This window comes from Aeromicrobium sp. 9AM (assembly GCF_902506105.1).
GTDB lineage: Bacteria > Actinomycetota > Actinomycetes > Propionibacteriales > Nocardioidaceae > Aeromicrobium.
On the sequence record NZ_LR733304.1, the window covers coordinates 2,505,174 to 2,523,687 of the forward strand.

General features: G+C 68.7%; 14 protein-coding genes. 4 read left to right on the forward strand and 10 right to left on the reverse strand.

What is annotated here, in order from left to right; translation table 11 throughout:
- Positions 1-94 precede the first annotated feature (94 nt).
- Positions 95-1,495: an NAD(P)/FAD-dependent oxidoreductase gene (locus BOSE46_RS18875; RefSeq protein WP_159541696.1), complete on the reverse strand. Its 1,401-nt coding sequence runs from the start codon at positions 1,493-1,495 to the stop codon at positions 95-97.
- A 217-nt stretch (positions 1,496-1,712) separates the two neighbouring features.
- On the opposite strand from BOSE46_RS18875, the gene BOSE46_RS18880 reads away from it, so the two are divergent.
- Positions 1,713-3,065, forward strand: a complete 1,353-nt coding sequence (locus tag BOSE46_RS18880; RefSeq protein ID WP_159541697.1) for an FAD-dependent oxidoreductase — start codon at positions 1,713-1,715, stop codon at positions 3,063-3,065.
- A gap of 4 nt (positions 3,066-3,069) precedes the next feature.
- On the opposite strand, the gene BOSE46_RS18885 is transcribed toward BOSE46_RS18880, so the two are convergent.
- Both BOSE46_RS18885 and BOSE46_RS18890 read right to left on the reverse strand, forming a co-directional pair.
- On the reverse strand, positions 3,070-3,726 hold the full coding sequence (locus BOSE46_RS18885; protein ID WP_159541698.1) for a TetR/AcrR family transcriptional regulator: 657 nt from the start codon (positions 3,724-3,726) through the stop codon (positions 3,070-3,072).
- 42 nt (positions 3,727-3,768) lie between these two features.
- On the reverse strand, positions 3,769-5,640 hold the full coding sequence (locus BOSE46_RS18890) for a right-handed parallel beta-helix repeat-containing protein (protein WP_159541699.1): 1,872 nt from the start codon (positions 5,638-5,640) through the stop codon (positions 3,769-3,771).
- Between the two features lie 242 nt (positions 5,641-5,882).
- Here BOSE46_RS18890 and BOSE46_RS18895 point away from each other — a divergent pair, with 242 nt between their 5' ends.
- On the forward strand, positions 5,883-7,385 hold the full coding sequence (locus tag BOSE46_RS18895; protein WP_159541700.1) for an MFS transporter: 1,503 nt from the start codon (positions 5,883-5,885) through the stop codon (positions 7,383-7,385).
- A 70-nt stretch (positions 7,386-7,455) separates the two neighbouring features.
- On the opposite strand, the gene BOSE46_RS18900 is transcribed toward BOSE46_RS18895, so the two are convergent.
- The gene (locus BOSE46_RS18900; RefSeq protein ID WP_159541701.1) at positions 7,456-7,866 is read right to left on the reverse strand and encodes a hypothetical protein; all 411 of its coding nucleotides are present in this window, start codon (positions 7,864-7,866) and stop codon (positions 7,456-7,458) included.
- A gap of 116 nt (positions 7,867-7,982) precedes the next feature.
- On the opposite strand from BOSE46_RS18900, the gene BOSE46_RS18905 reads away from it, so the two are divergent.
- On the forward strand, positions 7,983-8,846 hold the full coding sequence (locus BOSE46_RS18905) for a 3-hydroxybutyryl-CoA dehydrogenase (RefSeq protein WP_159541702.1): 864 nt from the start codon (positions 7,983-7,985) through the stop codon (positions 8,844-8,846).
- A gap of 25 nt (positions 8,847-8,871) precedes the next feature.
- Here the strand turns inward: BOSE46_RS18905 and BOSE46_RS18910 are convergent, their stop codons facing one another.
- The 3 genes from BOSE46_RS18910 to BOSE46_RS18920 are packed head-to-tail and all read right to left on the reverse strand — an operon-like array spanning position 8,872 to position 11,364.
- Positions 8,872-9,405: a hypothetical protein gene (locus BOSE46_RS18910; RefSeq protein WP_201299676.1), complete on the reverse strand. Its 534-nt coding sequence runs from the start codon at positions 9,403-9,405 to the stop codon at positions 8,872-8,874.
- Positions 9,406-9,451: 46 nt separating this feature from the next.
- A complete protein-coding gene (locus BOSE46_RS18915; protein ID WP_159541703.1) occupies positions 9,452-10,048 on the reverse strand; it encodes a gamma carbonic anhydrase family protein in 597 nt (198 codons plus the stop codon).
- A 2-nt stretch (positions 10,049-10,050) separates the two neighbouring features.
- A complete protein-coding gene (locus tag BOSE46_RS18920) occupies positions 10,051-11,364 on the reverse strand; it encodes an MFS transporter (protein WP_159541704.1) in 1,314 nt (437 codons plus the stop codon).
- A gap of 147 nt (positions 11,365-11,511) precedes the next feature.
- Between BOSE46_RS18920 and BOSE46_RS18925 the strand changes: the two genes are divergently transcribed.
- Positions 11,512-13,044 carry an AMP-binding protein gene (locus BOSE46_RS18925; protein ID WP_159541705.1) on the forward strand — a complete coding sequence of 511 codons (1,533 nt, stop codon included), beginning with the start codon at positions 11,512-11,514 and terminating at the stop codon, positions 13,042-13,044.
- Between the two features lie 9 nt (positions 13,045-13,053).
- Here the strand turns inward: BOSE46_RS18925 and BOSE46_RS18930 are convergent, their stop codons facing one another.
- From BOSE46_RS18930 to BOSE46_RS18940, 3 genes are all read right to left on the reverse strand, one after another.
- On the reverse strand, positions 13,054-14,148 hold the full coding sequence (locus BOSE46_RS18930) for an acyl-CoA desaturase (protein WP_159541706.1): 1,095 nt from the start codon (positions 14,146-14,148) through the stop codon (positions 13,054-13,056).
- 304 nt (positions 14,149-14,452) lie between these two features.
- Positions 14,453-17,839, reverse strand: coding sequence for a pyruvate carboxylase (locus BOSE46_RS18935; protein ID WP_159541707.1), 3,387 nt, complete (start codon positions 17,837-17,839; stop codon positions 14,453-14,455).
- A gap of 119 nt (positions 17,840-17,958) precedes the next feature.
- Positions 17,959-18,387, reverse strand: coding sequence for a hypothetical protein (locus BOSE46_RS18940; protein WP_159541708.1), 429 nt, complete (start codon positions 18,385-18,387; stop codon positions 17,959-17,961).
- Between the last annotated feature and the right edge of the window lie 127 nt (positions 18,388-18,514).

Sequence of the window (18,514 nt, forward strand, 5' to 3'; positions counted from 1 at the left end):
CAATGTGTAGAACGGAACAGAATGGCTGAACGTTCAACGGTATGAACGGGGACTTTTCGAGGGGAGTTCCGCCCTGTGAGCGTTGATAACGAACTCACAGGTTCCGCACAGCCGCCGTCGCCGCGTGAAACCCGCCCATGCCGTGGACCCCACCACCGGGCGGTGTCGAGGCTGAACAGAGGTAGAGGCCCTTGGCGCCCAGCGAGTACGGATTGGCCGAGAAGCGCGGCCGCATGACGAGCTGCCAGGCGTCGTTCGCGCCGCCTCCGATGTCACCACCGAGGTAGTTGGCGTTGTGCGCCTCGAGCTGTGCCGGACCCGAGGACGTCTGTGCCAAGATGCGGTCGCGGAAGCCGGGTGCGAACCGTTCGATCTGTGCCGTGATCGCCTCGGTCGCGTCCCCGGTGTAGCCGTTCGGCACGTGGGCATAGGACCACACGGGGTGGATGTCGCCGGCCGAGCGATCCGGGTCGGCGAGGTACTGCTGGCACAGCAGGACGAACGGCCGGTCGGGCATCCGGCCGGCGTGGACCTGGCGCTCGGCGGCATTGAGCTCCTCGAACGTGCCGGCGAGGTGCAGGGTGCCGGCCTTGCGGGCCCACTCGTTGTCCCACGGGATCCCGCCCTCGACCGCGAAGTCGACCTTGAAGACTCCCGGGCCGGAGCGCCAGCGCTTGAGCGGCCGGCGTACGCGGCGGGGCAGCCGGTCGCCTGCGACGCGCAGCGCAATCTGCGGCGACGTGTCGAAGATGACGATGTCGGCCTGCGGCAGCTCGGTGACCTCGTGCCCGGTCTCGATCCGACCACCGTGCTCGACGATGTCGGCCGCCAGGGCTCGGGCGATCGACGCCGAGCCGCCCTTGGCGACCGGCCAGCCGTACGCGTGGCTGGTCATCCCGAACATCAGGCCGAGCCCGCCGGTCGTCGGCCGGTCGAGTGGATGGATCGCGTGCGCGGCGAGGCCGGCGAACAGGCCTCGCGCCTCGTCCGTCTCCCATCGCCGGGCGATCCACGACGCGGGTTGCAGGGCGCGCAGGCCGAATTTCGCCATGAGGATCGGGTGCTTGGGGACGTGCAGGATCGGCTGGAACAGCTCGCCGATCAGGTCGTCGCTCGACTCGGTCAACGGGGCGTAGAGCTTGCGCCAGGCGTTGCCGTCGACGCCCAGACCTTCGACCGTATGGTCGAGGTCGCGGAACAGCACGCCGGCTCGCCCGCCGTCGAGCGGGTGGACCGCGTCGACCTCGGGCCACAGCCACTCGAGCCCGTGACGCTCCAGGTCGAGGGACTGGAAGAACGGCGATGCGACGGCAGTCGGATGGGTCGCGGAGCAGATGTCGTGCAGGACGCCGGGGACGTTGAGCTCGGCCGAACGGGTACCGCCGCCGATGTCGTCCTCGGCCTCCAGCACCGTCACGTCGATCCCGGCCCGCGCCAGCACGACGGCGGCGGCCAGCCCGTTGGGCCCCGAGCCCACGACGACGGCGGTGGTCATGCCTTCAACGTACTGGTCGGGCAACGATGTGAGCCGCGCCACATCCCATGCGCGCTCTCGCCTGTCGCGCCTACACTTTCAAACATACCTGAACTCAGTTCAGGTGTGACCCACCCCACACTATTGCCGTTCGCATGGCAAGACGCACCTGGCCCCCTTGAACCGCGTCCTTAGCCTTGCCTAAGACAGCGTGGCGATCTTCCCCCAGGAGTTGTGTATGAGCAGGCAATTGCGTGTCGCCGTGATCGGCGCCGGACCGGCGGGCATCTACGCGGCCGACATCCTCACCAAGTCCGAGGTCGACGTCACGATCGACATCCTCGACCGCGATCCCACGCCGTTCGGCCTGATCCGCTACGGCGTCGCGCCGGACCACCCGCGGATCAAGGAGATCATCAAGGCGCTCAAGCGCGTGCTGTCCAACGACGACATCCGCTTCTTCGGCAACGTCGACTACGGCACGGATCTCAAGCTCGACCACCTGCAGCAGTTCTACGACGCGGTCATCTTCGCCACCGGCGCGCGCGCCGATCGCGACCTCGACATCCCCGGCATCGAGCTCAAGGGCTCGTTCGGTGCGGCCGACTTCGTGTCCTGGTACGACGGACACCCCGACGCGCCGCGCGACTGGCCGTTCGACCCGCGCGCCGAGACCGTCGCCGTGCTCGGCGTCGGCAACGTCGGCCTCGACGTCGCTCGTATGCTCGCCAAGACCGCCGACGAGCAGCTCGTCACCGAGATCCCGGACAACGTCCACGCCGGCCTCAAGGCCAATGCCGCCAAGGACATCCACGTGTTCGCCCGCCGCGGACCCGCGCAGGTCAAGTTCACGCCGATGGAGCTGCGCGAGCTCTCGCACTCGCCGAGCATCGACGTCATCGTCCACCCCGAGGGCTTCGAGCTCGACGAGGGATCCATGGACGCGATCCGCGCGTCCAAGTCGGTCAAGCTCGTCGTCGACGTGCTGCAGAACTACCTCGCCAAGGAGCCGACCGGCGCCCCGCACCGCATCCACATCCACTTCTGCCAGAACCCCGTCGAGGTCCTCGGCGACGACGGCCAGGTCGTCGGCCTGCGCACCGAGGTCACCGAGCTCGACGGCACGGGCAACGCCCGCGGCACCGGCGAGTATGTCGACTGGCCCGTGCAGGCGGTCTACCGGGCCGTCGGCTACCGCTCGGAGAACCTGGCCGGCATCCCGTTCGACGACACCCAGGCGATCGTGCCCAACGACGGTGGCCGGGTCATCGACATCGAGGGCGACCCGCTGCCCGGCGCGTACGTCACTGGGTGGATCAAGCGCGGTCCGGTCGGGCTGATCGGCCACACCAAGTCCGACGCCGCCCAGACCATCGAGCTGCTGCTGTCGGATGTCGACCAGCTCGTCGCTCCCGCCGAGCCCGAGCGTGAAGCGGTCGATCGCTACCTCGCGGGTCGCGGCATCGAGTTCACGACGTGGGAGGGCTGGGAGCAGCTCGACGAGCACGAGCTCGCCCTCGGCGAGGCCGCCGGCCGTACGCGCATCAAGGTCGTCCCCCGTGACGACATGGTGCGCATCTCCCGCAGCTAGCAGGTCAGGCCCGGCGACCCTGCAGGTTGCACATCAGGGCGTGCATGGCCTCGTCGGGCGGAGCCACGAGCGGCAGTGGCGTGGCATCGGGACGAGCCCGCAACCCGTCGAGCAGCAGGGCCAGGTAGCGCCGCCAGAGGTCGGGCTGCTCGGGCGTCGCGAGCGACCCCAGCAGCATGAGCTGCATGCCGAGATCCGTAACCTCGACGTCCGGCCGGAGCGCGCCATCGGCCTGCGCTCGCTGTATGAGCCCCTCGACGATCGGTCCGATCCGCTCGCGGCCCACGGTCACGCGACCACTCTCGTTGAGGGTCTTGACCATGACCTCCTTGAGCCCACGATCGGCCACCTGCTTCTCGACCGACTTCTCGAAGAACCACGTCAGGCCGGCCCAGGCATCGGGCATGCCGGCTGCCTCTTCACCGATCGCGACCATCTCGTCGATCCGGGACTCGAACAGCGCCTGCACGAGCTCCGACCGTTCGGGGAACCGGCGATAGACCGTGCCGACGCCGATGCCCGCGCGGCGGGCGATCTCGTCGTAGCCGGCCTCGAGCCCCAGCTCTGCGAAGACCTCCGCAGCGGTCTCGAGGATCAGCTCGCGGTTGCGCGCAGCGTCACGTCGCAGCGGGCGCTCCTGCGTCGCATTACCGGCGGTCATGCACCCATCCTACCGAATCGGAAAGAAATCTCCGCTTCTTCCTCAGCCCCGGACATCGGCGTATGCCGGCTCGAGCCCGGCCGCGTCGATCACGGCCTGCGCGGCGGCCGGCCAGCTGGTGAGCTTGAGCTGGTTGTCGTCGACCGTGTTGGTCTCGTTGGGGCCCTTGGGAGCCTGCTGCTGGACGTCGGTGTCGGCGTAGTTGGATACGACAAGGTTGGACGACGACGTCGACTGGTCCATGTGCTGCAGGTAGAGCCAGCCGTACGGTGCTCGCTCGACCACATTGTCACGCACGGTCCAGTGCGAGGCGCCGGCGTCGAGGTAGAGGGCCCCGTAAGGCTGCGCGTCGCCCGCGACATGATTCGCCGAGATCGTCGAGCCGGGCGAATCGCCCTGCTTGCCGAGGACGTAGATGGCGCCGCCGTCGTAGAGCGACGAGCCGTGCACGTTCTCCACGAGGTTGCCGTCGATGTGGTTGTCGACCATGTCGCTCGCGTTGTTCCAGCCCCAGCCGAGCGAGATGCCCATGAAGGGCAGGTCGGACACCTCGTTGTGCGTGATCCGGGTCTGCTTGACCCATCCGGCGAAGATCCCCACACCGCCGAGGTACTCGGCCGCGACGTTGCGGACCACGTTGTTGGAGACCGTGGCACCGGTGTCGTACACCGAGGGTGACGACCAGGCGACGGCGTCACCGATCGTGATGCCGGTGCTCGACACGTCGGTCACCGCGTTGCCGCGCACGACCGCGCCGGTGCCGGCCGTGAACGACACGCCGCCACCACCGAGATGCCGCAGGGTGTTGCGCTCGAACACGATGTTGCGAGTACGCGTGAAGGCGACCGCGCTCGGGATCATGGCAAGCCCCGAGGGCGTCTCACCGCCGATGACGTTGGACTGGACGTCGATGACACCCGTCGAGCTGGGGGTCCACGTGGCGTACTCGAACGTCAGCCCCGCCACCTGGAGGTCGTGGATCGGCGAAGATGCCGTCCCGGTCGCCGTGAGCAGCGCCGTCGCCTCCGGCATCACGACGTTCGCCGACTGGAGGGTCTCGCCGGCCCGCGGTACGTAGTAGACGGTGTCGGCGGGGTCGTCGAGGTAGAACTGGCCCGGCGCGCCGAGCAGCGCGTAGTTGTTCTGCAGCGCCGTGGGCTTGGAGAGGATCGTGGTGTCGCTGCCCAGGACCGTCGCGGCCTTGTTCCAGCAGGCCGAGTCGACCGTGACCCTGGTCCCGGAGACGCCCGAGACGCCACACATGCTCCACGTCCACGGGGTGGCGGACTGGACCCCGCCGGCGACCGGGTCGTTGCCGCCGCCCGGGAACACAAGCTCGGTGTCGGCCGGGTTGCGCCAACCGCTCATTCCCGCGCGAGTCGACGTGTATCCCGTCGAGGTCTTCGTGAGGCCTCCGAGGATGTCGGCAACGGGCCGCGATGCCAGCGACGCCCGGACACCGTTGACATACAGCTGCCGGGACGTGAACGACCTCGGCACCCGTGCCTGCCAGATGTTCTTGGTGCTGTCGCGGAGGCTCCAACCCGTGATCTGGCGGGCTCCGCTGATCACCGGCTTCACGCCTGCTGCCGCCTCGTAGCGCACGACATAGCCTCGCTGGCCCGAGTCCGTGTCGCGCAACGTGAGCGCGGGATAGGTGCCGGCCGTGAAGCGGATGATCAGGTCCGCGGACATCGACGGAGCCGCAGCGCGCACCTGGGACTGGGCCGTCGACACCGAGCACGGCTGCATGAGCGAGCAGCTGTTGCCATAGCCGTTCGGCGACACCCAGCGCACGACCGGGGCGGCCGAGGCCGGGGGTGCCAGCTGGACGAGGGCCACCGTGGTCACTGCCGCGATGGTCAGGATTATGGCGCGCCGACGTGCGGGCAGGCCGAATCTAAGTTGAATCATGGTTGCTCCCTCAACGCGCGATTCACGTGCTTGTTGACTCCCTCAACTCTTCTGACGATACGGCTGACCGCATCCACAGGTGGAGAAATCGCCGAAATCGCACAAATTGCCCGGCCGGAGTGGACCCCATCCTGCCGCACCCCGCGTGCGGCACGTCACAGGGAACAAATGGAGAGTAGTTTCCACTTATGCTCTACAGTGAAACGGAAGAGACTTTCCACTTCCTCGTATTGGAGCCACCCATGACCGACACCTTGGTCGCCGACCGGCGCCAGGCCGCACCGCCTGACCACGCGGACAACCCGCACCACACCACCCGCTGGCTGATCCTCGGCGTGATCGCCCTGGCCCAGCTCATGGTCGTGCTCGACGCCACGATCGTGAACATCGCGCTGCCCACCGCGCAGGAGTCGCTCGGGTTCTCGAACGACAACCGGCAGTGGATCGTGACCGGGTACGCCCTCGCGTTCGGCTCGCTGCTCCTGCTGGGCGGCCGGCTCAGCGACCTGGTCGGCCGCAAGCCCATGTTCCTCACCGGCCTGGTCGGTTTCGCCGCCGCATCCGCGATCGGTGGCGCCGCGCAGAACTTCGAGATGCTCGTCTCAGCCCGTGTCGCGCAAGGCATCTTCGGCGCGCTCCTGGCCCCCGCAGCGCTCTCACTGCTGACCGTCACGTTCACGGACGCCGCCGAGCGCGCCAAGGCGTTCGCGATCTTCGGTGCGATCTCCGGTGGCGGTGGCGCCATCGGCCTGATGCTCGGCGGAGCCCTCACGGAGTACCTGTCCTGGCGCTGGTGCCTGTACGTCAACGTGCCGATCGCGGTCGTTGCCGTGATCGGCGGGATGCTGATGCTCAAGAAGCAGGCTCGCGAGGAGAACGCGCCCAAGCTCGACATCCCCGGCACGGTCGTGGTCGTCGCCGGCCTGGTCTCGTTCGTCTACGGCCTGGCCAACGCCGAGTCCGACGGCTGGTCGAGCGCGACCACCCTGATCTGCGTCGTCGCCGGCCTGGCCCTGCTCGCGGCGTTCGCCGTGATCGAGAACCGCGTCGAGAACCCGCTCCTGCCGCTGCACATCGTCTGGGATCGCACGCGCGGCGGATCGTTCCTCACCGTCGCGATCATCGGCCTGGGCCTGTTCGCGGTCTTCCTGTTCCTGACCTACTACGTCTCGCTGACCCTCGGCTACTCGCCGCTCAAGACCGGCTTCGCGTTCACCCCGATGATCCTGGGCATCATGGCCACCGCCACCGGGTTCTCCGGTGTCGTCGCCCGGTTCGGGCCGAAGGTCCCGGTGTTCGCCGGCATGATGCTCGCCGCGGTCGGACTGGTGCTGTTCGCCCAGCTGGACCTCACCAGCACGTACGTCGCGAACATCCTGCCCGGCCTCATCATCACCGGTCTGGGTGTCGGACTGGCGATGGCGCCGGCGTTCAGCGCCGCCACCTCGGGCGTCGATGCCGAGCACGCGGGTGTCGCATCCGCGGCGGTCAACACGTTCCAGCAGATCGGTGGCTCGATCGGCACTGCGGTGCTGAGCGCGTTCGCCGCGACCGCGGCGTCGAGCTACCTCGACGGCAAGACACCCACCCCGCAGAACCAGGCACTCGCCGCGATGGACAGCTACACCACTGTGTTCTGGTGGGGCGCCGGGATCTTCGCAGTCGGAGCCGTCATCTGCGGGCTCCTGCTCCGCCCGGGACCGATCACCGTCGACCCCGACGCGGCACCCGTCATGGCGCACTGAGCCTGCGCCGCGCCCTGCCCGCGACCCGTCACGGCCATCGGCCGGGCGGGTCGTGGGCTGTCCAGTCCGATCAGCGTTGGGCCAGCACCTGCACGTGACAGGGTCCGTCAGCGGTTGCGGGAACACCGTTGAGCACAAACCGGGCCGAGCCGCCGGCGGCGACGTTGGGCACCTGCCGGGTCTTGGCCTTCTCCTCGCCGCCGGCCGCCTCGCCGACGTAGACCGTGACCTGGAAGGTCACCTTGGCCTTGGTCTCGTTGGCCACGTAGCCCGAGCTGTTCCACGTGCCCTTGGGGCCCTTGTCGCAGCGGAACTTCGAGAGCGCTTCCGGTGCGGGGGTGCCCGTCGGCGGGGCAACGGTCGGCTTGGTCGTTGCCGTGGTCGGCGCGGCAGTCGTCTTGGTCGCCTTGGCCTGCGGGGCACCCGACCCGCCACCGCAGCCGGCGAGCACCAGGATCAGGGCCACCGCGAGCGTACGCATGGGGTCATCCCATCACGCAACGCCAGCGACGGACCGGAGGCGCGCCCCGCTGTGGAGGCCTTCGCGGCCGGCGCGGCCGACGAGATACTATGACGTCCTACTAACTGAGGAGCACCATGAGCGGGATCGACAGGGTCGGGGTCATCGGCGGAGGGCTGATGGGCTCTGGCATCACCGAGGTCGCCGGCCGGGCCGGACTGGACGTGATCGTGGTCGAGGTCAACGCCGATGCGGCCAAGGCCGCCGCCGGGCGAGTCGAGGGCTCGTTGCGTAGGGCCGAGTCGCGCGGCAAGATCACCGCCGACGAGGTCACCGCCGTGCTGGAACGCATCACGTTCACCGACGACCTCGAGGCCCTGGCCGACCGCGACCTGGTCGTCGAGGCCGCCTCGGAGGACGAGTCCACCAAGCTCGACCTGTTCCGCCGGGTCGGGCAGATCCTGGACAAGGACGATGCGATCCTGGCCTCCAACACGTCCTCGATCCCCATCGTCAAGCTCGGCGCCGTGTCCGGCCGCGCGCATCACGTCATGGGTGTCCACTTCTTCAACCCCGCACCCGTCATGCAGCTCGTCGAGCTCATCCCCTCACTCACCACCTCCGCGGCGACCCTGGACCGGATGCGTTCGTGGGTCACCGAGACCCTCGGCAAGAAGCCGATCGATGCCACCGACCGCGCCGGGTTCATCGTCAACAGCCTGCTCGTGCCCTACCTGCTGTCGGCGATCCGCATGTACGAGGCCGGCTACGCCTCCGCCGAGGACATCGACCGCGGCATGGTGCTGGGCTGCGGCCACCCCATGGGGCCGCTCGCGCTGTCCGACCTCATCGGCCTCGACACCCTCAAGGCCATCGGCGAGTCGATGTACGACGAGTTCAAGGAACCTCTCTACTCCCCGCCGCCGCTGCTCGACCGCATGGTCGACGCCGGCCTCCTCGGCAAGAAGACCCAACAGGGCTTCTACGGCTACGAGAAGTAGTCGCTGGGCGGGCGGGTGGTGGCCTTCAGGCCGCCGGCCCCTTGCTTCGGACGTCCGCGACCGACTGCATCGCCTCGCGGAGCTCGCCGAGCCACTCGTCCTCGTGTTGTCCGACCAGCCTGACGCACCAGGCCAGGGCGTCGGCGCGTGAGCGAGCGACGCCGGCATCGACCAAGGTGTCCAGGACGAGCCGCTGCGGCTGACGCAACCGCGTCATGACCGGCGCTGCCACGTGGGTCCACAGCTCCGCGTACGAGTCCTCGCCCCGGCCAACGGTCACGCCCCAGGAGACCTTGGCCTGGTAGCGGTGCTCCGCCTCGCGCGCGATCTCGATCCGCTTGTCGCGGGTCTCCTCACGAAAGGCCTTGGCACGGCCCGCGCGCGCCTCAGCGCGGATCGCATCGGTCGCACTTTCGTCCTGCTCGACGTCGGGGATGCTCAGCCGGACCGTGATCTCCTCGCGATCGGTGACCACGTGTGCCGGGCTCTGCTGCCAGTCGGCCGGGAGGCGGCCGGTGAACCACCCTGCCACGCGCTCGCGCGCCTCATCGGTAATCATGATTACATCATTACACCGCACGCTCCCGGAGACAAGGATCGGACTGCTAAGGCTCGATCACCCGGTCGTCGCGGTGCGCGCCGAAGAACTCCGCCTGCCGGGTCATGATGTCGCGCATGCCGGCGCCCTTGCCGACGCCATAGACCGTGCCGCCGAAGTCGAGCTCGCGCTGGATCGCCCAGATCTCGTCGTGCCGGTCCGGCGAGAACATCTGCGCCGGATCGCCGACGGCGACCCACCCGATCGGCAGCGACTCCCCCGAGCCGATGTGGGAGTTGACCTGCAGCACGCTGTTGATCCGCATCTCCGAGCCCGTCTCGACGCTCGAGCCCGGGAACAACGATGCGCCGGTGGCGATGAAGACCTCGGTGGCGATCGTCGCACCGTTGACGTGCGCATGCGGCCCGATCAACACGTCGTCGCCGATCGACACCGGGTGGCTCGCCCGCCCACGTACGAGCGCGTGCTCCATGACGACCACCCGCGCACCGATCGACACGCTGCCGTCTTCTGCCGTGACGACTGCCCCGTGCAGGATGCGCGCGTCGGCACCGATCGTGACGTCACCACTGATGACGGCAGTCGGCGCGACGTACGCGGTCGGGTCGATCCGGGGGCTGGCTCCGCGATGCTCGATCAACATGATCAGACGTTATCGCCCGCGCTGGCCGGCTGCGGGACTCCGTTGGCGACCGGCGGGAGGCGCGGCTCGACCCACAGCACCGACACCGCGATCACCACCAGCACCCCGACCAGCAGCATCCCGATCCAGGCAGCACCGAGTCCGCGATCGATCAGGAAGCCGGCGACGGGTGGCCCCGTGACCGAGGCCGCCTGGAAGCCCGCAGAGCTCATGGCGTTGTAGCGGCCACGCAGGTGGTCGGGAGCCAGGTCGTTGACCATCGCGGGAACCGTCGGTTGCAGCAGCGTCTCGCCGAGCGCGAAGACCGAGGCGCAGCCGGCGACGAGCATCGACGCCCCGAGGGTGCCGGGGATCCACGAGGAGGTACCCAGCAGCATCCACGAGACCGCCCACATGAGCGCCATCACCACGACCACGCGCGTACGCCGCCGGCCCTCCATGTGGCGCAGCACGAGCAGCTGCAGCAGCACGATGACCAACGTGTTGGCGGCGAACGCCCAGCCCAGCGCCCGCGTCGACACCTCGCTCACCGCACGTGCGTACGCCGGCATGCCCGCGTTGAGCTGGGCATAGCCGATGAACGCCGCGGCGAACGAGAGCAGGGTCAGCGACAGCACTGCGGGTCGGCGGAACAGAGCGAGATAGCTGATGCCGCCCGCATCGGCGTGCTCGTGCTCGTGCGCCTCCCCACGATGCGGACCCCCGACGTGGCGCAAGGGTCCGAGGAGGAGGACCAGGGCGGGCAGGTAGCTGGCGGCCTCAACGAGATACATGATCTGGAACGTGACCGGCCGTGACACGTCGGCGACGAAACCACCGACGATGCCGCCGACGCCGACGCCGAGGTTGAGCAACGCGAAGTTCATCCCGAAGTAGCGAGGCCGGATGCGGGACGGGACGATCGTCGCCACCATGGACTGGGACGCGGGCCACGCCAGGCCGTACGACGAGCCGACCAGCGCAAGGCCGATGGCCGCGACCGGCACCGTCGTGGCGAACGCCATGATCAGCTGCCCGGTGAACGCCGCCACCAGGGCCGCGACCATGGTCTTGCGCGCGCCGATGCGATCGATGACGACCCCACCAGGGCCGAGCACCACGAACCCGGCCAGGGAGAGCAGCGCCATCAGCAGGCCGACGGTGTCGAGGCTGAAGCCGCGGATCTCGTGCAGGTAGACGACCCAGAACGGCAGGACGAGCCCGGTGCCGATGAACTGGAACGCGACGACCGACAGCAACAGCCGGCCCTCGCGGGGCAGGTCGCTCCAGAAGCTGCTCAGGGGCGGGCGGTCGGGCTTGGCGCCGGCAGTGCTCATGCGTACGCAGGAGGAGGAGTCGTGGGCACGAACCCACTCTTGCCCATACGTCTGACAGGTACGCACAGAGGTCAGTCGGCTCGGGGTGCAACCTCCTCGCAGCGGGGTGCACGATAGACAGGAGCCACGTCACGCCAGGAGGCACTCGTGTTCTACCCGTTGACCGTCATGGACTTCCTCGACCGTGCTGTCACGGTCTATCCCGACCGCATCGCCGTCATCGACGAGCCCGCCCAGCCTGCGGAGTCGTGGGGCGAGATCACGTACGCCGAGCTGGGTCGGCGGGCTCGCGCGCAGGCCGCGTCGCTGGATGAGATGGGCGTGCCGGTCGGCGGCCGGGTCGCGGTGGTGTCGCAGAACTCCGCGCGGTTGCTGACGTCGTTCTTCGGGGTCTCGGGCTGGGGCCGGGTGTTGGTGCCGGTCAACTTCCGGCTCGCAACGGCCGAGATCCGCTACATCGTCGAGCACTCCGGTGCCGAGGTGCTGATGGTCGACCCCGACCTGCGTCACCTGGTCGACGAGGTCGAGTGCAAGCGGACGTTCGTGCTCGGCGAGGACGACGACAAGATCTGGGGATCGACAGCCGACCCGCAGCCATGGGCTGGCGACGAGGGCGCGACCGCGACGATCAACTACACCTCCGGCACGACCGCACGGCCCAAGGGCGTACAGCTCACGCATCGCAACAACTGGCTCAACGCGACGGTCTTCGGGTGGCAGGCGTCGGTCTCGGACCGCGACGTCTACCTGCACACGCTGCCGATGTTCCACGCCAACGGCTGGGGTCACCCGTTCGCGGCGACCGGCATGGGCGCCACCCACGTGGTCATCCGGCAGATCGACGGCACTGAGATCCTCAAGCGCATCGAGCGGCACGGGGTCACGTACCTGTGCGCGGCACCGGCGGTCGTGGCGGCCGCGCTCGACGCCGCGAAGACCTGGGACGGCGAGATCCCCGGCCGTGACCGCGTACGCATCATCGTCGCCGGCGCTCCGCCGCCGACCCGCACGATCGAGCGCGTACGTGAGGAGCTGGGCTGGGAGTTCATCCAGATCTACGGGCTCACCGAGACCGCTCCCCTGCTGACGATGTCACGCATGCGGGCTGAGTGGGACGACCTCGATCCGCACCAGCAGGCGGTCAACCTCGGCCGCGCCGGGGCGCCGGTGGTCGGCGTGCGCATGATGATCGACGACGAGGGCGAGGTTTTGGCGCAGAGCAACCACAACCTCGAGGCGTACTGGGACAACCCCGAGGCCACCGCCGAGGCGCAGGCCGGCAACTGGTTCCACACCGGCGACGGCGGCACGTTCGAGGACGGCTACATCGCGATCGCGGACCGCAAGAAGGACGTCATCATCACCGGCGGCGAGAACGTCTCGTCGATCGAGGTCGAGGACGCCCTGATGTCGCACCCGTCGATCAAGGAGGTCGCGGTCATCGGCATCCCCGACGACAAATGGGGCGAGCTCATCACGGCGCTGGTCGTGCTCGACCCCGACGAGGAGCCCGTCGACCAGGACGGTCTGATCGCGCACTGCCGAGAGCACCTCGCCGGCTACAAGTGCCCCAAGAGGATCGAGTTCCGCGACGAGCTCGCCCGAACGGCGACCGGCAAGCTGCAGAAGTTCAAGCTCCGCCAGCCGTTCTGGGAAGGCCACGACCGCCAGGTCAACTGACCCGGGGCGTCAGGCGCTGGGGGCGCGGAGCTGGGCCGACAGCGGGCAGTCGAACGGATCGCGGGCGCGGAGCCCGACGTTGTTGAGGTAGTCGACCACGATCGCGTACGAGTGGAAGAGCCCGACCTCCATGTAGTCGATGCCTTCGCGCTCACAGTGCGCGCGTACGAGCGGCTGGACCTTCTTGAGGTTGCAGCGCGGCATGTTGGGGAACAGGTGGTGCTCGATCTGGTAGTTGAGCCCGCCCATCGCCCAGTCGACGACCGGGTTGCCGCGGACGTTGCGCGACACCATGACCTGGCGGCGCAGGAAGTCCAGCTTCATCTCCGGCGGGATGATCGGCATGCCCTTGTGGGCCGGTGCGAACGACGCGCCGAGGCAGAACCCGAACACCGCCATCTGGATCGCGAAGAACGAGAGCGCCTTGCCGAGCGGCAGGAACGTCAGCAGGATCGCGACGTACGCCGTGAGGCGTGAGACGACCAGGAACAGCTCGAGACGTCGCCACGGCTGGTTGGACTGCTTGTCGCGGGCGGCGCGGATCGACTCGGCGTGCAGGTTGAGGCCTTCGAGCGTCAGCAACGGGAAGAACAGCCAGCCCTGACGCTTGACGAACCAGCCGGCGAAACCGCTCTGGCGTTGCTCGACGATGCCCGGCGTGAACGCGATCGCGCCCGGACCGATGTCGGGGTCGTAGCCCTCGAGGTTGGGGCCCTTGTGGTGCATGTTGTGCTTGGCCCGCCACCACGCGAAGCTCAGGCCGGCGAACGCCCCGGCGAGGATGCGCGCGGTCCAGGAGTTCCACGCCGCCGAGGTGAACATCTGGCGGTGAGCCGCGTCGTGACCGAGGAACCCGAACTGCGTCACGATGACGCCGAGGGCCGCAGCGAGGATCAGCTGGAACCACGAGTTGCCGAGCCAGAAGAATCCCGCCCAGATCGCGAAGAACGCGCCGACGTGCGCGCCGATCTGCAGCCAGTAGTAGATGTGCGCGCGCTCCAGCAGGCCGGATGCCTTGACGTCCTGCATCAGCTCGGTGAAATGACTGACGTACGTCGAGTCGCGGCTGGTGTCGATCTGGGCTTCTTGGGCTTCTTGCGTCATGTGCGGCCCCTTCCATTGAGGACCGTGCACGCATCATCGAGGCCTACCGCCACAGACTGTCTACGCCTTTCCACTATGGCACGCGTGCGTGCCATCGGCGCCGCGAGAACCTGTGAACTTTGCGAGAACAGCATCGCCGCAGGTCGGAGGGTCGCCGCTCGAGGTTTGGCGGTGACGTACTCGCCCATCCGACCCCCGAAAGGGCGACCAGCTCACCGCTCGACGGTCAGGCAGTCAGCTCAGCACCAGCCCTTCGACGATCCCTGCTCCACTGTCCGGTGCAAAGCCTCACCTCAACGAGCGGTCAAGCAGGGCTCAGGACAAGCAGCAGGTCGCCGCCTTCGGCCTGGCGGGTGTCGCCGATGACGAGGCGAGAGACCGTGCCGGCGTTGGCGGTCGTGATCGAGGCCTCCATCTTCATGGCTTCGATCGTGGCGACGGTCTGCCCGGCCTCGACGGTGTCACCCTCGGCGACGATCGCGTGCACGACTCCTGCGAACGGGACCGCGACGTGCTGCGGGTTGCCGGTGTCGGCCTTCTCGGACGCGGCGACCTTGGAGTCGACCGACCGGTCACGGATCTCGGTGGGTCGCAGCTGCCCGTTGATCGTGCCGAGCACGTTGCGCATGCCGCGCTCGTCGGCGTCACCGATGGCCTCGACGCCGAACAGCAGCAGGTTGCCCTCGGAGACCTCGACCTCGGTCTCGTCACCACCACGCAGGCCGTAGAGGAAGGCGCCGGTCGGTACGGACGACAGGTCGCCGAACTCAGCCTGGGCCTTGTCGAAGTCCTGCGTCGGACCGGGGAACAGCAGCCGGTTGAGCGTGTGCCGGCGGTCGGCGGCGAGGCCGGCGCGGTCGTCGTCCGTGAGCTCGGTGACCTTGGGCTTGACGTTGCGGCCCTCGAGCGCCTTGGTGCGGAACGGCTCGGGCCAGCCACCGGGCGGGTCGCCGAGCTCTCCGGACAGGAAGCCGATGACCGACTCGGGGATGTCGAACGAGGCGGGGTCCTCGGCGAACGCCTTGGGGTCCGCGCCGACCGCGACGAGGTGCAGCGCGAGGTCGCCGACGACCTTGGACGACGGCGTCACCTTGACGACGTTGCCGAGGATGTCGTTGGCCGCGGCGTACATGTCCTCGATCTGCTCGAACTTCTCGCCGAGCCCCAGGGCGATGGCCTGCTGGCGCAGGTTGGACAGCTGGCCGCCCGGGATCTCGTGGCGGTAGACCCGGCCGGTCGGCGCGGGCAGGCCCGACTCGAACGGCGCGTAGAGCCGGCGCGTGGCCTCCCAGTAGGGCTCGAGCGCGTTGACCGCGTCGATGTCGAGGCCGGTCGTACGTTCGGAGTGATTCGTCGCCGCGACGAGCGCCGACATCGGCGGCTGGCTGGTCGTGCCGGCCAGGGCCGCGCTGGCGGCGTCGACCGCGTCGACACCGGCCTCGATCGCGGCGACCAAGGTCGCCAGCTGACCGCCGGGGGTGTCGTGGGTGTGCAGGTGCACCGGCAGGTCGAACCGCTCACGCAATGCGCGCACGAGCGTACGAGCGGCGGGCGCGCGCAGCAGTCCGGCCATGTCCTTGATGGCCAGCACGTGCGCACCGGCGTCGACGATCCTGTCGGCGAGCTCGAGGTAGTAGTCGAGCGTGTAGAGCTTCTCGTCGGGGTTCGACAGGTCGGCGGTGTAGCAGAGGGCGACCTCGGCGACGGCCGTGCCGGTCGCGCGTACGGCCTCGATCGCCGGGCGCATCTGGTCGACGTCGTTGAGCGCGTCGAAGATGCGGAAGATGTCGATGCCGGTCTCGGCGGCCTCCTGCACGAACGCGTCGGTGACCTCGGTGGGGTAGGGCGTGTAGCCGACGGTGTTGCGGCCACGCAGCAGCATCTGCAAGCAGATGTTGGGGGCAGCCTCACGCATCGCGGCGAGGCGGTCCCACGGGTCCTCCTTGAGGAAGCGCAGCGCCACGTCGTACGTCGCGCCGCCCCACGCCTCGATGCTCAACAGCTGCGGAGTCGTACGCGCGACGTACGGCGCGACCGTCACGAGGTCACGCGTGCGTACGCGGGTCGCGAGCAGCGACTGGTGCGCGTCGCGGAACGTCGTGTCGGTGACGCCCACGGTGTCGCGCTGCCGGAGCGCCGCAGCGAACCCCTCGGGTCCGAGCTCCAGGAGGAGCTGGCGCGAGCCGTCAGGCGCCGGGGCGGACAGGTCGACATCGGGCAGCTTGGTGCGCGGGTCGATCGCGGTCGGCGCGGCCCCGTTGGGCTTGTTGACCGTGACGTCGGCGAGCCAGGACAGGATCTTGCCGGCCGGATCGGACGCGCCGTGGGCGAGGAGCAGCTCGGGGTGCCCCTCGATGAACGTCGTCGTGACGTGGCCGGCGCGGAAGTCGGGGTTGGCGAGCAGACCCTTGAGGAACGGGATGTTGGTCGACACACCGCCGACGTGGAACTCGCCGAGAGCCCGCTCGGCCCGCGTCACCGCTGCCTCGAAGTCGCGGCCTCGGCACGTCAGCTTGGACAGCATCGAGTCGAAGTGCGCACTGACGACGGCGCCGGTGAACGTGGTGCCACCGTCGAGGCGTACGCCCGGACCGCCCGGCGAGCGGTAGGACGTGATGGTGCCGGTGTCGGGACGGAAGCCGTTGGCCGGGTCCTCGGTCGTGATGCGGCACTGCAGCGCGAAGCCACGCGCCTTGATCGCCGACTGGTCGGCGAGGTCGAGCTCGGCCAGGCTGTCGCCGGCGGCGATGCGCATCTGCGCCTGCACGAGGTCGACGTTGGTGACCTCCTCGGTCACGGTGTGCTCGACCTGGATGCGCGGGTTCATCTCGATGAACACGTAGCGGCCGTCCGCACCGAGCAGGAACTCGACGGTGCCGGCGCACGAGTAGTTGATCGACTCGGCGAACTTCACCGCGTCGGCGCACATCGCCTTGCGGGTCGCCCGGTCGAGGTTGGGCGCCGGAGCGATCTCGACGACCTTCTGGTGCCGGCGCTGCACCGAGCAGTCGCGCTCCCGGAGGTGCACGACGTGGCCGGCCTGGTCAGCGAGGATCTGGACCTCGATGTGACGCGCGTCGACGACGGCTTCCTCGATGAAGCAGGTGGGATCGCCGAACGCGCCGTCGGCCTCGCGCATCGCCGCCTCGATCGACTCACGCAGCTTGGCCGGATCGTCGACCCGGCGCATGCCGCGCCCACCGCCGCCGGCGACGGCCTTGACGAACAGCGGGTAGTTCAAGGTGTCCGAGGCGGTCATCAGCGCGTCGACGTCGGCCGACGGCTCGACCGAGTTGAGCGTCGGGACACCCGCAGCCTTGGCCGCCGCGATCGCCGACGCCTTGTTGCCGGTCAGCTCCAGGACCTGCCGCGGCGGTCCGATGAAGGTGATGCCGGCGCGCTCGCACGCCTCGGCGAGGTCGGGGTTCTCCGACAGGAAGCCGTAGCCCGGGTAGATCGCGTCGGCCCCGCACTGCACGGCCGCCTCGACGATCGCCTCGGGGTCGAGGTAGGCGCGCACGGGGTGACCGCGCTCGCCGATCTCGTACGCCTCGTCGGCGCGGACCCGGTGCTCCGAGCCCCGGTCCTCGTAGGGGAAGACGGCAACGGTCTGGGCGCCCAGCTCATGGGCAGCACGGATCGCCCTGATGGCGATTTCACCACGGTTGGCGACGAGAATCTTCTGGAACAACGGGACAGTCCTTGCTCGGCGGAAGCGTCGAGGTCAACCTATCGTTCGCATGTTCCGGACACATTGCGAGGGTTCCCTCATGTTTGCAGGACCGACTGTCCCGCAGCGTCCACCGAGCCTCAGTCGGGATTGCGGAACAGGTAGATGCCGACGGTCTTGCCGCTGACCGCGACCCGCTGGCCCGTGCTCACGAACTTGTCGGTCGTCTCCTCGCCGGTGACCTGGTAGACGTACCCGACGTGCTCGAGCCTCCAGCCCAGTGCCTCGATCTCCCCGAGGGTGCCGAGGTGGGACGACGACCGGGTCTCCGTACCGGTTGCCTCGCCGAAGGTCGCCGAGCCGGACGTCATGCCGACGTCGAGCTGCACCTCGTAGAACCGAAGCCCGGCTTGCTTGGCCACCTCGGCCTGTCCGACCGGCCCGGCGATGCGCTTCTGCTCGGCCGCTTCGACGGCCGCCGCCTGCAGCGCCTCCTGCCGGGCGGCTTCGACCCGCTCCCGCTCGGCCTTCTCGGCGGCCTTCTCCTCGTCGGACTTGAACATCCCCATGACCACTCCTCGCTCGACAGGAAATGACACTAGCGACCCGGGCAAGCAGGGATATGCTGACCCGGACGCGTCTCGACCGGAGCGCGATGACGAGAGGAGTGACCATGACCGATCTTGCGATCGACCT